The sequence below is a fragment of the Pseudomonas sp. CJQ_9 genome, from assembly GCF_043106615.1.
Classification (GTDB): domain Bacteria; phylum Pseudomonadota; class Gammaproteobacteria; order Pseudomonadales; family Pseudomonadaceae; genus Aquipseudomonas; species Aquipseudomonas juntendi.
This window is the reverse complement of sequence record NZ_JBICMS010000067.1, coordinates 1-12,672: the sequence shown is the minus strand read 5'-3', so window position 1 is coordinate 12,672 and position 12,672 is coordinate 1. Positions and strand designations below refer to the sequence as shown.

The 12,672-nt window shown below is 65.8% G+C and carries 15 protein-coding genes and 1 riboswitch; of the genes, 1 reads left to right on the top strand and 14 read right to left on the bottom strand.

Annotation, left to right across the window (positions count from 1 at the left end):
- Positions 1 to 41 precede the first annotated feature (41 nt).
- The 14 genes from ACF8SD_RS11820 to cobO form a co-directional block, all read right to left on the bottom strand.
- On the bottom strand, positions 42 to 590 hold the full coding sequence (locus ACF8SD_RS11820; protein WP_054914256.1) for a glutathione peroxidase: 549 nt from the start codon (positions 588 to 590) through the stop codon (positions 42 to 44).
- A 45-nt stretch (positions 591 to 635) separates the two neighbouring features.
- A complete protein-coding gene (locus ACF8SD_RS11815) occupies positions 636 to 758 on the bottom strand; it encodes a hypothetical protein (RefSeq protein ID WP_283246105.1) in 123 nt (40 codons plus the stop codon).
- Entirely contained in the window at positions 755 to 1,957 is a 1,203-nt protein-coding gene (locus ACF8SD_RS11810) for an MFS transporter (protein ID WP_144187729.1), read from the bottom strand. Before ACF8SD_RS11810 ends, ACF8SD_RS11815 begins: the two co-directional genes overlap by 4 nt.
- 62 nt (positions 1,958 to 2,019) lie before the next feature.
- On the bottom strand, positions 2,020 to 2,424 hold the full coding sequence (locus tag ACF8SD_RS11805; protein WP_392484531.1) for a MarR family winged helix-turn-helix transcriptional regulator: 405 nt from the start codon (positions 2,422 to 2,424) through the stop codon (positions 2,020 to 2,022).
- Positions 2,425 to 2,506: 82 nt separating this feature from the next.
- A complete protein-coding gene (locus ACF8SD_RS11800) occupies positions 2,507 to 3,235 on the bottom strand; it encodes an adenosylcobinamide-GDP ribazoletransferase (RefSeq protein ID WP_173887840.1) in 729 nt (242 codons plus the stop codon).
- Position 3,236: 1 nt separating this feature from the next.
- Complete coding sequence (locus ACF8SD_RS11795; RefSeq protein WP_392484530.1) at positions 3,237 to 3,803, bottom strand: histidine phosphatase family protein; 567 nt, start codon at positions 3,801 to 3,803, stop codon at positions 3,237 to 3,239.
- Positions 3,800 to 4,855, bottom strand: coding sequence for a nicotinate-nucleotide--dimethylbenzimidazole phosphoribosyltransferase (gene cobT, locus ACF8SD_RS11790; RefSeq protein ID WP_009686201.1), 1,056 nt, complete (start codon positions 4,853 to 4,855; stop codon positions 3,800 to 3,802). Before cobT ends, ACF8SD_RS11795 begins: the two co-directional genes overlap by 4 nt.
- Before the next feature lie 61 nt (positions 4,856 to 4,916).
- Positions 4,917 to 5,438: a bifunctional adenosylcobinamide kinase/adenosylcobinamide-phosphate guanylyltransferase gene (gene cobU, locus ACF8SD_RS11785; RefSeq protein ID WP_392484529.1), complete on the bottom strand. Its 522-nt coding sequence runs from the start codon at positions 5,436 to 5,438 to the stop codon at positions 4,917 to 4,919.
- Between the two features lies 1 nt (position 5,439).
- Positions 5,440 to 6,894, bottom strand: a complete 1,455-nt coding sequence (locus ACF8SD_RS11780) for a cobyric acid synthase (RefSeq protein ID WP_173887836.1) — start codon at positions 6,892 to 6,894, stop codon at positions 5,440 to 5,442.
- Entirely contained in the window at positions 6,891 to 7,883 is a 993-nt protein-coding gene (cobD, locus tag ACF8SD_RS11775; RefSeq protein ID WP_392484528.1) for a threonine-phosphate decarboxylase CobD, read from the bottom strand. The genes ACF8SD_RS11780 and cobD overlap by 4 nt, the downstream gene beginning before the upstream one ends.
- A complete protein-coding gene (cbiB, locus tag ACF8SD_RS11770) occupies positions 7,876 to 8,784 on the bottom strand; it encodes an adenosylcobinamide-phosphate synthase CbiB (RefSeq protein ID WP_392484527.1) in 909 nt (302 codons plus the stop codon). The genes cobD and cbiB overlap by 8 nt, the downstream gene beginning before the upstream one ends.
- Positions 8,781 to 9,431: a 5,6-dimethylbenzimidazole synthase gene (gene bluB / locus ACF8SD_RS11765; protein WP_173887833.1), complete on the bottom strand. Its 651-nt coding sequence runs from the start codon at positions 9,429 to 9,431 to the stop codon at positions 8,781 to 8,783. The genes cbiB and bluB overlap by 4 nt, the downstream gene beginning before the upstream one ends.
- A complete protein-coding gene (locus tag ACF8SD_RS11760; protein ID WP_173887832.1) occupies positions 9,428 to 10,723 on the bottom strand; it encodes a cobyrinate a,c-diamide synthase in 1,296 nt (431 codons plus the stop codon). The genes bluB and ACF8SD_RS11760 overlap by 4 nt, the downstream gene beginning before the upstream one ends.
- Complete coding sequence (gene cobO, locus ACF8SD_RS11755) at positions 10,720 to 11,331, bottom strand: cob(I)yrinic acid a,c-diamide adenosyltransferase (protein WP_173887831.1); 612 nt, start codon at positions 11,329 to 11,331, stop codon at positions 10,720 to 10,722. The genes ACF8SD_RS11760 and cobO overlap by 4 nt, the downstream gene beginning before the upstream one ends.
- Before the next feature lie 120 nt (positions 11,332 to 11,451).
- Positions 11,452 to 11,670, bottom strand: a riboswitch (cobalamin riboswitch).
- 129 nt (positions 11,671 to 11,799) lie between these two features.
- Here cobO and ACF8SD_RS11750 point away from each other — a divergent pair.
- On the top strand, positions 11,800 to 12,378 hold the full coding sequence (locus ACF8SD_RS11750) for a hypothetical protein (protein WP_173887830.1): 579 nt from the start codon (positions 11,800 to 11,802) through the stop codon (positions 12,376 to 12,378).
- Positions 12,379 to 12,672: the final 294 nt, after the last annotated feature.

Here is a 12,672-nt window from a genome sequence, read left to right as displayed (position 1 = left end):
CAGCGCCAAAAAGCTTTCAAGCTACGCAATAACCCCCCCCATCACTGCGAAGCAATAGCCTTCTCGATAGCCGCCCGGAACGCCGGATCATCCGGCTTCGTCAGGCTGGAAAAATTACCAACCACCTTGCCCTTGCGATCAACCACATATTTGTAGAAGTTCCACTTCGGCGCACTGCTCTGGTTGGCCAATTCAACGAACAACGGAATCGCATCCTTGCCCCGAACCGGCTGAGCCTTGGTCATGGTGAACGTCACACCGTAATTGGCATAGCAGACCTTGGCCGTCTTCTCGCTATCGGCGTCTTCCTGCTTGAAGTCATTGGACGGCACACCCAACATCTCCAGGCCTTGTTCGTGATACGCCTTGTACGTTGCTTCAAGCCCCTCGAACTGCGGCGCAAAACCACAGTAACTGGCGGTATTCACCACCACCAAAGGCTTACCGGCAAACCGCTCGCACAGCTCGATCTGCCCCTTGCCCCGCAATTCCGGCAAGCTGCCCTGCAACAACGCCGGGCAATCGGCAGCCCAGCTCGACGCACTGGCCAGCAAGCCCAGCACCGTCACCGTCAACCCCTGTATACGCATGTCAGTTGCTCCCGCAATTCAAGCCTTGAGCTTGCAGGGTAGCGCCTAACAGACGCTCATGCCCAACTGCATCAACGCCAAGCCCCCGCGGTGCCAGCCCCACCACACCAGCGCCAGCAGCAATAACCCGGCAACAGCCAGCAGCCCGCGAAGCCAATGGCGGCTCATGCTGCCTGCGCCTGCAAGCGGGCGACCGGGCGTTCGCGTACCGGCCAGTTCAGTGCGGCAGCCAACACGCTGAGCAGGATGGAAATCTGCCACACCAGGTCATAGCTGCCCGTGCGGTCATACACCACCCCACCCAGCCAGCCCCCCAGGAACGCACCCAACTGGTGGAACAGAAACACGATACCGCCCAGCATGGAAAGGTTGCGCACGCCGAACACCGTCGCCACGGTGCCGTTGGTCAGCGGCACGGTAGACAACCACAGCAGCCCCATGGCGATACCGAACAGGTAGGCACTGAACTGAGTCACCGGCGCCCACAGGAACAGCACGATCACCACCGCCCGCAGCAGGTAAAGCCCGGTCAGCAGGCGCGGTTTGGACATGCGCCCACCCAGCCAGCCAGCCGTGAAGGTGCCGACAATGTTGAACAGCCCAACCAGCGCCAGCACTGTGGTACCGGTACTCGCGGGCAGATGCTGGTCAACCAGGTAGGCCGGCAGGTGCACGCCGATGAACACCACCTGGAAACCGCAGACGAAGAAGCCCAGCGCCAGGAGCCAGAACCCAGGGTGCGAACACGCCTCACGCAACGCCTGGCCCAGCGTCTGCTCGGCACCATGGCTGGGCAATGGGCGGTCGCGCAGCAGGCCGACAAAAGGCACGATGAATGCCACCAGCAGCCCCAATACCAACAGGGCTGCCGACCAACCCAGCCACTGGATGAGGCCCAGGGTGCCCGGCAACATGGCGAACTGGCCGAACGAGCCTGCGGCGCTGGCGATGCCCATGGCCATGCTGCGTTTTTCGGCCGGCACAGCCCGCCCGACCACACCGAGGATCACCGAAAACGAAGTGCCGGAGAGGCCAATACCAATCAGCAAGCCCGCACTCAGCGACAACGACCAGGCCGAGTCGGCCGTGCCCATCAGGATCAACCCCACGGCATAAAGAATACCGCCGATGATCACCACCCGTGCCGCGCCCAGGCGGTCGGCCAAGGCGCCGGCAAAGGGTTGCGCCAACCCCCAGATCAGGTTCTGCAAGGCAATGGCGAAGGCAAACACCTCACGGCCCCAGCCAAAATCGGCGCTCATGGGCGCCAGGAACAGACCGAAACCGTGCCGTACCCCCAATGACAACGCCAGAATCAACGCTGCCCCCACCAATACCCATCCGCTGGTTCGCCACACCGAAGTCATTGTCGTTATCTCCAGCACATCGCAAGGTTTACGGGTATATACCCGCTTATGGTCATATCATTTCAGGCCAGCTGGTTCAGCAGGTGCACCAGTTGATCACGCTGCCCGCTCCCCAGGCGTTCCACCAAATCGGTTTGCGCCTGCTCCCAGGCCGGGTGGGCGGCTTGCAGCAACTGCGTGCCGGCTGCGGTCAGCAGCACCTCACGGTTACGCTGGTCATCGCCCTCGGCCAGGGCTACCAAGCCCTCTGCCTGCAGCACACGCAGGTTGCGGCCCAACGTACTGCGCTCCAGCCCCATGGCCTCGGCCAGGGTCGTGATGCTGGGACGATCGAGGCGCTGCAGGTGCCGTAACAGCGAAAACTGGGCGACATTGACCCCGAAGCCGGCAAGGGCTTCGTCGTAATGCCGGGTCACCCCACGGGCAGCACGGCGTAAATGGGTACAAAGGCATTCACGGGTCAGCATGGATACGTGTATATACCCGCGTGTTGCATGTTGCAAGAAGTTTCATGGCGCCGGGCGAGGCGCCGCTTGAGTGACACGACGTTCAGAGCCCCAGCGCCATGCCAAGCACCACCGCCAGCTCGAGCAGTTCCAGCAGCGCCCCGGCCGTATCGCCCGTTGTGCCACCCAGGCGTCGGCACATGAGCTGCCGCAGCCAGGCAAATACCGCCAGCGCCAGCACCACGCTCCACCCGCCCAGCCACAGGCAAAACAGCGCACAACCCAGCAGTACCCAGCCCGCGGCGCGCCGTGGCAGATGTTCTGACAGTGCCTGCCCCAAGCCGCCTGGGCGCACGTAAGGGGTGCACAGAAACAAACCCAGCATCGCCGCCCGCCCGAGCAGCGGCGCCAGCAGCAGGTGAGCAGTGACGCCCTGCTCGACCAGCACCCAAAGGGCACAGAACTTCAGCAACAGCACCAGTACCAGGGTTACCACGGCCATTGGCCCGCTGCGTGGGTCTTTCATGATCCGCAGTGTGCGCTCGCGGTCGCCAAAGCCGCCCAGCCAGGCATCCGCACTGTCGGCCAGCCCATCCAGGTGCAAGGCCCCGCTGAGCAGCACCCACAGTGCCAACAGCAACGCCGCCTGCAGCGGCGCCGGCGTGCCCTGCAGCAGGTGGCTTGCCAGCCACAACAGCAACCCGAACAGCAGCCCGACCAGCGGGTAATAGAGCAGCGAACGGCCCACCTCACGGGCGGCGGGCATGCCTGGCAGACTCACCGGCAAGCTGCTGAGAAACTGCAAGGCAATCCAGAACGGCAACGGCAGCATCTCAACCTTCCTCGACCAACTGCCCGCCCTCACCCACCAACAAGCGGACCAAGGCACCATGCCCGACCTCGACCTGCAACAGTTGGTGCCTGGGCAAGCCGCGAGCACGCGCCAGTAGCAAGCGCATCACCCCACCATGGGTGATTAGCAGCACACGCTTGCCGGCGTGCTGCTGGTACAACCCCTCGACCGCCGCCAGCACTCGTGACGCAAAGGCGTGCACCGGCTCGCCGTTAGGCGGCGTGAAGGCGTAGGGGTCTGCCCAGAACTGCCCCAGCGCATCGGCCTGGTCTTGCATGATCTGTGCGGCGCTGCGGCCTTCCCAGTCACCAAAGTGCAGTTCTTGCAGGGCTGGCACCCGGCACACCGGCAAATTCAGTCGCGCACCCAGCTCATCGGCAAACCGCGCACAGCGCTGCAGCGGCGAGCTGACCAACACCTGCCACGGGCCGGCACCGGCCACGGCACTGCGCATCTGGGCCCAGCCTTGGTCGGTCAGCGCGTCATCCAGGCTGCCACGCAGCCCGCCCTGCTCGGTTTCGCCGTGGCGCAGCAGGTCAAGGATCATGCCGGGCGGTCCGCCACAGCGGCTTCGGCAAAGGTCGCCATTTGCCCATGCAGCGCACACGCCAGGCGTAACAGCGGTACCGCCAATGCGGCGCCACTGCCCTCGCCCAGGCGCAGGCCCAGGGCCAGCAACGGCTCGGCCTGCAGCGCCGCGAGCAGGGCCTTGTGCCCAGGCTCGGCACCTTCATGAGCGAACAGCAGCCAGGCCCGGCACTGCGGGTTCAGGCGCACCGCCACCAGCGCGGCGACGCTGCAGATGAAGCCATCGACCAGTACTGCGATACCCGACTGCGCGCAGCCGATATAGGCGCCGACCAGGGCAGCGATCTCGAACCCGCCAACGCACCCCAATGCCTGCAACGGCGCGTCAGCCCGCAGACCATGCAGGCGCAACGCCTGTTCGATGACCTGCGCCTTATGCCGCACACCCGCGTTGTCCAGCCCGGTGCCAGGCCCGCTCAGCTGTGCCGCCGGGCAGCCCAGCAAGGCGCTGGCCACGGCAGCCGCGGCAGTCGTGTTGCCGATGCCCATCTCACCACCGATGAACAACTGCGCACGCTGTTCGGCCGCGCGCAAGGCGCTGTCGCGGCCCGCCTGCAGGGCTGCCAGCAGCTGGTCTTCGGTCATCGCCGGCTGGCGGGCAAAGTTCGCGGTACCGGCCCCCAGGCGCAAATGGCGCACGCCGGGCAGTTCCAGCTGTAGGTCGATGGTGCCGAGATCGACCACCTCCAGGCTGGCGTGCAGTTGCCGCGCCAGCACACTGATTGCCGCGCCACCGCCGACGAAATTGCACAGCATCTGCCCGGTTACCGCCTGCGGGTAGGCCGAGATGCCTTCCTCGACCACACCGTGGTCACCAGCAAAAATGGTGATGGCCAGCTGGTCCAGCACGGGGCGTTCCTGCCCCTGCAAACCGGCCAGCTGAATGGCCAGGCCTTCCAGCTGGCCAAGCGAGCCGGCAGGTTTGGTCAGTTGCTGCTGACGCGCGCGGGCCTGGTCCATGGCGGCGTTGTCGAGGGGTTGGCAGGGGGTTTGCCACCAGGGTTGGATCATCGGGGGAAGCCTGTTCAGGGTTGGACAATGGGTAGTGAGGGTTGCACGGTGCATGGCTGGGTCATGGCGCGGCGCCCTTGAGCACCAATGGCAACCCGGCAACCGTCAACACCACGCGTTGACAGCGCTCGGCCACCGCCTGATGCATCCAGCCGGCCAGGTCGACATAACGCCGGGTCAGCTCGCCCATGGGCACCACCCCCAGGCCGGTTTCGTTACTGACCAGGATAACCGTGCCAGGCAGTTGCTCCAGGCAATTGAGCAGCGCATCACGCTCCTGGGCCAGGCGTTGGTCATCCTCCAGCATCAGCAGGTTGGTCAGCCACAGGGTCAGGCAATCCACCAGCAGGCAACGCCCCTCGGCGGCTTCTGCGCGCAATACCGCCGCCAACGCCAGGGGCTCTTCGATCACCCCCCAGGCGGCAGGGCGTCGTTGCCGGTGCAGCGCTACCCGCTCGTTCATTTCACCGTCCAGCGGCTGGCTGGTGGCAATGTAGGTCACGGGCAAACCGCTGGCAGTGGCCCATTGCTCGGCCAGGCGGCTTTTGCCCGAACGGGCACCGCCGAGGATCAGGCTGCGCATGTCAGGCCACCCCGCACAGTTGGCGCAACAAGGTGGTGTTCAGGTGCGCGTCCACCAGGTCGGCCAGGCGCTCGATGTCACGTTCACGCAGGGCTTCGTAATCGATGACCTGCACATCGTCCAGGCCCGCCCAGCGCAGCAGGGCGGCACATGAATGGCTGCCTTCGAACAGACCATGCAGGTACGTGGCCAGCACCTGCCCGTCGTCGCTGATGGCGCCGTCGCTGCGGCCATCGGCCAACTGCACGGCAGGCTGCGCCAGGGCCGGGCCGCGGGTGACGCCCGCATGGATCTCATAACCGCTCACCGCCGCAGCCTCGAGGTTCAGCGTGCCGGTGACATTACGCAACTGCTTCTGGGCTTCGAGCACGGTGGCGTAGTCGAACAGGCCCAACCCGCGGCTCGAACCGGCAACCCCTTCGAGCCCCAGCGGGTCATGCACTTCATGGCCGAGCATCTGCAGGCCGCCACAAATTCCGATCAGTTTGCCGCCATAGCGCAGGTGGCGTTCGATCGCCTTGTCCCAACCACGCTCGCGCAGCTGTGCCAGATCGCCGCGGACACTTTTCGAGCCGGGCAGGATGATCAGGTCGGCAGCCGGAATCGGCTGGCCAGGGCCGATAAATTGCAGGTCTACCTGCGGATGCAGGCGCAAAGGGTCGAAGTCGGTGTGGTTGCTGATACGCGGCAGCACCGGCACGATCACCTTGAGCACGCGGTCCTGCTTGCTGCCCTGGCGCCTATCGATGCCATCTTCGGCTTCAAGGTGCAGGTCGGTGACGTAGGGCAACACGCCCAGTACCGGCTTGCCGGTGCGTGCCTCCAGCCAGTCCAACCCTGGTTGCAGCAGCGCGATGTCGCCACGGAAGCGGTTGATCACAAAGCCCTGCACCCGCGCCTGCTCACTGGGCGACAGCAGTTCCAGCGTGCCCACCAGGTGGGCGAACACGCCACCACGGTTGATGTCCGCGACCAAAATCACCGGGCAGTCGACCGCTTCGGCAAAGCCCATGTTGGCGATGTCGCCAGCGCGCAGGTTGATTTCTGCCGGCGACCCCGCGCCCTCGACCATGACCACCGGCCAGGCAGCGCTCAGGCGCCGGTGCGAGGCCAGCACTGCCTGCATGGCGACAGCTTTGTAGTCGTGGTAGGCCACCGCGTTCATGCTGGTGACGGCACGCCCATGGATGATCACCTGGGCGCCGGTATCACTGTTGGGCTTGAGCAATACCGGGTTCATGTCGGTATGCGGCGCCAGCCGGCAGGCCTGGGCCTGCACCGCCTGGGCACGGCCAATTTCGCCGCCATCGGCGGTTACGGCACTGTTCAGCGCCATATTCTGCGGTTTGAACGGCACCACACCCACGCCCTGGCGCAACAGCCAGCGGCACAATGCAGTTACCAGCGTGCTTTTGCCGGCGTCGGAGGTGGTGCCTTGCACCATGAGGGTGGTCATGCCGATTCCTTTTGGTAGGCCGCCAGGGCCTGGGCCAGGCGTTGCTCATCCGCCAGGCTGGCGGGCAGCCCCAGGCGTACTGCAGCAGGCTGCTCGAACAGCCGCACCAGAATGCCGCGACGGGCGAGAAAATCGTGCAGGTGGGCTGCGCCTGGGCTGCGTACATACTGGAACAGGTCACAGCCGCCAGTGGGCGGCAGGCCAGCGCGGTCCAGCATTGCCGCCAGTCGCTGGCTGGCGGCGGCACAGCGTTCGGTTTGGGCCAGCTGCGCGGCCTGGTCAGCCAGGCTGACCTGGGCCAACACCCGGGTCGGGCCATTGACGGTCCACGGGCCAAGCAACTCGGCCAGGCGCACCAGCAGGCTGTGCTCGGCGGCCACGAAGCCCAGGCGCACGCCAGCCAGGCCGAAGAACTTGCCGAACGAGCGCAATACGATCAGGCCAGGGCGTGCGCTGCAATCCACCACGCTGTCTGCGGGGGTATTGTCCATGAAGGCTTCATCCACCAGCAGCCAGGCGCCGCGCGCAGCCAGCCGGGCGTGCCAGGCCAACAGCCGCTCACGGGGCACGCGGCGCCCTGTAGGGTTGTTGGGGTTGACCAACACCAGCACGTCGAGGCCATCGAGTGCGGCCTCAACCTGTGTTTCGTCCAACTCGAGCAGCTGGTGCCCCGCCCTTTGCCAGGCATGGGGGTGCTCGGCATAGCATGGGCCCAGTACCCCAACCCGTCCGCTGGCACGCAGCAGCGGGAGTGCCTGAATAGCGGCCTGCGAGCCGGCGACTGGCAATACCTGGCTGGCGCCGTAATAGTGGCGCGCGGCCGCTTCCAGGCCATCCTCGGTTTCCGGCAAGCGGGCCCAGGCTTCGACGGGAATGGGCGGAATGGGAAACGCCCACGGCGCAATGCCGCTGGACAGGTCCAGCCAGTGCTCACGGGCAATACCGTATTGGTGCACTGCACGCAGCAGGCGACCGCCGTGTTCAAGCATCCAGGTACGCCCCCAGGCAAATCACCAGCAACCACAGCCATACGCCGCGCTGCACCAGATTCCAGCCGCGCTCGATGGCGTCGGCATCGGCCACCGGCCCCTCGCCCAGGCGTGGCCGCTCGTGCAGTTGGCCGTGGTACACCGCCGGGCCGCCGAGTTCGACCCCTAGCGCACCTGCACCGGCCGCCATGACCGGGCCGGCGTTGGGGCTGTCCCACAAGGGGCCCTGCCTGCGCCAGCAGGCCACGGCCACCCGGGTTTTGCCGAGCAGCGCATAAGTCAGCGCCACCAGCCTGGCGGGAATATAGTTGAGCACGTCGTCGATGCGCGCTGCGCACCAGCCAAAGCGCTCGAAACGCGCATTGCGGTAACCCCACATGGCATCGAGGGTATTGCTCAGGCGGTACAACACCACACCCGGCGCCCCGGCCACCACGAACCAGAACAGCGCAGCGAATACAGCGTCGCTGCCATTTTCCAGCACCGACTCGGTAGCTGCCCGCGCCACCGCAGGTGCGTCCAGCTCGCGGGTTTCACGGCTGACCAGAAAACCTACCCGGCGCCGCGCTTCGTCCAGGTCGCCCTGGCGCAACGCCTGAGCCACTGGCAGCACATGTTCGCCCAGGCTGCGCAGCCCCACTGCGCAGTACAACGCCAGCACATCAACCAGCCAGCCAATGCAGGGCAGCCAGGACAGCACCAGCGCCACCAGGGTCAGCGGCACCACGGCCAGAAACCAGGCGCTGACACCGTGGCTGCGCCAACCGCGGCCTCCGGCATTCAGGCGCCGCTCCAGGTGACTGGCCATGTTGCCGAAAGCCACCAGTGGGTGGCGGCGCTGCGGCTCGCCCAGCAACGCATCCAGGGCCACGCCAGCCACGGTCAGCAAAGCCACGCTCATTGGCACTCTCCCCATTGGTTTTCGAACAGCATTTCACTCAAGGGCCGCTGCTGGGCCCAGTTTTCCTGGACCAGCATGGGCGCTGGGTAGAACGCCGTAACCGGCCCCAGGCACAGCACTGCCACCGGTTTGGCCCCCGCCGGCATACCCAGCAGGGCCGCCAGGGCCTGCGGGTCGAACAGCGACACCCAGCCCATGCCCAGGCCTTCGCCACGTGCTGCCAGCCACAGGTTCTGAATGGCACAGGCCAGCGACGCCAGGTCCATCTCAGGGAGGGTGCGGCGACCGAAGATGTGCGGCTCACGGTTGTCCATCAAGGCCGCCACCAGCACCTCGGCACAGTCGTTGATGCCTTCCACCTTCAGTTTCATGAACGCGTCGGAACGCTCGCCCAGGGCTTGGGCAGTGCGCACCCGCTCCGCCTCGACCAAGGCCTGGATCTGCCCGCGCAGTTCACGCCGGGTGATACGAATGAAACGCCAGGGCTGCATGAGCCCGACGCTCGGCGCCTGGTGGGCAGCGGCCAGCAGGCGAGCCAGCACAGCCGGCGCCACGTCCCCGCCAGCGAAATGGCGCATATCGCGGCGCTCGCCGATGGCCCGGTAGATGGCAGCGCGCTCGGCGGCGCTGAAGGCGTGTTCGCTCATGGTCGTAACAGTGCCGCCGCCGCAGGCGGGTTGGAGGGGAAATAGAAATGTACGTAGGAGGCGGTCAGGCGGCCGATCCGGTACACCGCTTCATTACCGCGGCCGCCGTTGGGGCTCAGGCCGCGGGCAATCGGTTCCAGCCCGGTGGTGGTCAGCGAATGGTGGTAGGTGTGCCCGCGCAAGGTGCCTTCCGGCAACTCCACTGCCTGCAAGGCCAGGGCCGCCAGGCGCTTCTGCATGGTCGCCTCACCCGGCAGCAGGCCGAGCAGTTCGGCGCGCTCGCCGGCCACGTCGGTCAACGCCTGGAGCAGGTACAGCATGCCGCCACATTCGGCCAGCAGCGGCTTGCCCTGGGCATGGTGGGCGCGGATCGCTGCGCACATCGGCGCGTTGGCCGCCAGGCCGTGATGGTGCAATTCGGGGTAGCCACCCGGCAGGTACAGGCTGTCTACCGCCGGCAGTTCGCGGTCGTGCAGCGGCGAAAAGAAGGCCAGTTGGGCACCCAGGCTACGTAACAGGTCGAGGTTGGCACCGTAGGTGAAGGCAAAAGCCTCGTCGCGTGCCACGCCGATACGCACACCGGCCAGCGAGGCTGCGCAGGCGTGTACTGCCGGCTCGGCAAAGCACACCGGTGGCGGCAGCGCCGCATCGCAACTGGCCCCCAACGCTTCGGCGGCGGCGTCCAGGCGGGCATCGAGATCGTTCAATTCACTGGCCTGGACCAGGCCCAAGTGCCGGCTGGGCAATTCGATGCCACGCTCGCGGGACAACCCGCCATACCAGCGCAAGCCTTCGGTCAGGCTGCCTTCCAGCAGCTGTGCGTGGCGCAGGCTGCCGACCCGGTTGGCCAGCACCCCGGCAAACGGCAGGTCGGCTTGGTAGCGCGCCAGGCCCAAGGCCAGCGCGCCGAAGGTCTGGGCCATGGCCGTGCCGTCGATCACTGCCAGCACCGGCACACCGAAATGGCGTGCCAGGTCGGCACTGGAGGGGGTGCCATCGAACAACCCCATCACCCCTTCGATCAGGATCAGGTCGGCCTCCCCTGCCGCTTCCCACAACAGCCGGCGGCTTTCCTCCGCGCCGATCATCCACAGGTCCAGCTGGTACACCGGCGCGCCACTGGCCCGTTCCAGAATCATGGGGTCAAGAAAGTCCGGCCCGCACTTGAATACCCGCACCTTGCGCCCGCGGTTACGGTGCAGACGGGCCAGTGCGGCGGTGACGGTGGTCTTGCCCTGACCGGAGGCGGGAGCCGCGATCAGCACGGCTGGGCAGTGGCGCCCCTGACTCACAGCTCTACGCCTTTCTGTGCGCGGATGCCGGCCTGGAAGGCATGCTTGAGCATGCCCATTTCGGTCACGGTGTCAGCCAGCTCGACCATTTCAGGCTTGGCCCCGCGGCCAGTGACGATCACATGCTGCATCGGCGGGCGGGCCTGGAGGTCGGACAGGACCTGGTCAAGGTCGAGGTAGCCGTGCTTGAGGGCGATGTTCAGCTCATCCAGCACCACGAACTGCACGCTGGGGTCCTGCAGCAACTGACGGGACACCGCCCAGGCGGCTTCGGCGGCGGCGATGTCGCGCTGGCGGTCCTGGGTTTCCCAGGTGAAGCCTTCGCCCATCACGTGGTAGCGCACCTGCTCGGGGAAGCGGCGGAAGAACAGCTCTTCACCGGTGCTGTTGCGGCCTTTGATGAACTGCACCACACCACACTGCATGCCGTGGCCCAGGGCCCGCGCAAGCATGCCGAAGGCCGAGCTGCTCTTGCCTTTGCCATTGCCAGTCAGCACCAGCAGCAGGCCGCATTCGTTGGGGGAGTTGGCGATACGTTCGTCGATGACAGCCTTCTTGCGCTGCATGCGCGCCAAATGGCGTTCGTCGCGTTCGGTGGGTTCGCTCATCAGGGTTCTCCGCTGGCTGTCACCACGGCAACGCGCGGCAATAAAGAGTAGGCAGGCAGACGGAGAACGCGCAGGGGCCATGGCAAGGGGCCACGGTGCACCGCGCATCACCCTCCGTGATGCCGTTGGCAGATATCAGGCCGGTCTCCGGGCTTGTGAGGGGGCCTTGGCCCTGGCCTGCGCGCCTTCCCGGGTAAACACCCAGTGGCCCTGCGCGGCCGCGACTCACCTACCGTTGCGGGGGCAGCGCCGGACTCGCGCCATGCTGGCGCCCACCGGCTTCCCAGTTTCACCCTGCCCAGTCGGGGCTGGCAGGGCACCTGAAACACGCGCGAAGGTTAGAGGGTTGTACCGGGAGCGTCAATCGAGGCGGCGACGCTGGCCAATTCTGCTGGCTGTGCCACACTGATATCACATAGCCATCACGCTTGACTGTACGTCACCACAATTACACAAGGAGAGTGCAGCATGCGAGGCCATCTCATTAACAATTCAAACCTGGAATTCCTTGGCCCGGTGCTGGAACGCTGGGTCGACTGCATTGACCGCTGCAACCAGTTTTACGGCGATGGCGAGGCACCTTACTGGCACGGGGCGGTTGCCAATGCCGGGGTGCTGGCAGCCGCGGCGTGGGAGGCTGAGCTGGCGGCGTTACAGCAGTTTGCCGGCAAGAAGCAGCGCGATGAAGGTGAGCATGAGGGGCGCTGCGATCTGTCGATCAGCAGTGCTGACCACGTGCTGTACCTGAGCGTGGGTCAGCGGTGGCCAAGGCTGGCCAAACTGGACATGGCAGCTGCACTGCAGGAAACCGCCGTGCGCGCCCGGCAGGTGGCCTATCCCAGCCAGTTGAAGGCGGGGGCTTTGTTCATCAGCCCATGGAAGGCTGGCCAGCACGCCAGCCCTGAAGAGTTGCAGGACATGGTCGACGACTTACAGAAACACAGCGCGTGCGCGGTGGCCTGGTACTTCCCGTATGCGTACCGCAAATTGCATAACGAACTGGGGCAGTACTTTCCGGGGGTGGCGTTGTTGCTGAAGCAGGCTTGACTGGGTCAGCGTGCGAATGGGGTTGTGCCTTATCAGAGCCGGGGTTTGAAGTTTCAGCTTCTGAGTGTGTGGCGTGGGCGTTTACACCGCATAGCTATTCGTTCGCGTAGGTGGCGCCGAGTCACCTTTCCGCCCTTACGGCGGGTTACTTTGGTCTTGGCCAAAGTAACCAAAGCCGCCTGCTCCCGTCATCCGGCCCCTGCGCTTCGCTCCGGGGTCCCCTCGCTACGGGCATGCTCCCGGGAGTACGCGCTGCAGGCCCCGTCCCTGGGGCCTCAGCGCTTGACGGGCATC

Bases quoted from the DNA above. Each gene is read 5' to 3' on its own strand.
- ACF8SD_RS11820 (WP_054914256.1), bottom strand. From the start codon at position 590: ATGCGTATACAGGGGTTGACGGTGACGGTGCTGGGCTTGCTGGCCAGT.
- ACF8SD_RS11815 (WP_283246105.1), bottom strand. From the start codon at position 758: ATGAGCCGCCATTGGCTTCGCGGGCTGCTGGCTGTTGCCGGGTTATTG.
- ACF8SD_RS11810 (WP_144187729.1), bottom strand. From the start codon at position 1,957: ATGACTTCGGTGTGGCGAACCAGCGGATGGGTATTGGTGGGGGCAGCG.
- ACF8SD_RS11805 (WP_392484531.1), bottom strand. From the start codon at position 2,424: ATGCTGACCCGTGAATGCCTTTGTACCCATTTACGCCGTGCTGCCCGT.
- ACF8SD_RS11800 (WP_173887840.1), bottom strand. From the start codon at position 3,235: ATGCTGCCGTTGCCGTTCTGGATTGCCTTGCAGTTTCTCAGCAGCTTG.
- ACF8SD_RS11795 (WP_392484530.1), bottom strand. From the start codon at position 3,803: ATGATCCTTGACCTGCTGCGCCACGGCGAAACCGAGCAGGGCGGGCTG.
- cobT (WP_009686201.1), bottom strand. From the start codon at position 4,855: ATGATCCAACCCTGGTGGCAAACCCCCTGCCAACCCCTCGACAACGCC.
- cobU (WP_392484529.1), bottom strand. From the start codon at position 5,438: ATGCGCAGCCTGATCCTCGGCGGTGCCCGTTCGGGCAAAAGCCGCCTG.
- ACF8SD_RS11780 (WP_173887836.1), bottom strand. From the start codon at position 6,894: ATGACCACCCTCATGGTGCAAGGCACCACCTCCGACGCCGGCAAAAGC.
- cobD (WP_392484528.1), bottom strand. From the start codon at position 7,883: ATGCTTGAACACGGCGGTCGCCTGCTGCGTGCAGTGCACCAATACGGT.
- cbiB (WP_392484527.1), bottom strand. From the start codon at position 8,784: ATGAGCGTGGCTTTGCTGACCGTGGCTGGCGTGGCCCTGGATGCGTTG.
- bluB (WP_173887833.1), bottom strand. From the start codon at position 9,431: ATGAGCGAACACGCCTTCAGCGCCGCCGAGCGCGCTGCCATCTACCGG.
- cobO (WP_173887831.1), bottom strand. From the start codon at position 11,331: ATGAGCGAACCCACCGAACGCGACGAACGCCATTTGGCGCGCATGCAG.
- ACF8SD_RS11750 (WP_173887830.1), top strand. From the start codon at position 11,800: ATGCGAGGCCATCTCATTAACAATTCAAACCTGGAATTCCTTGGCCCG.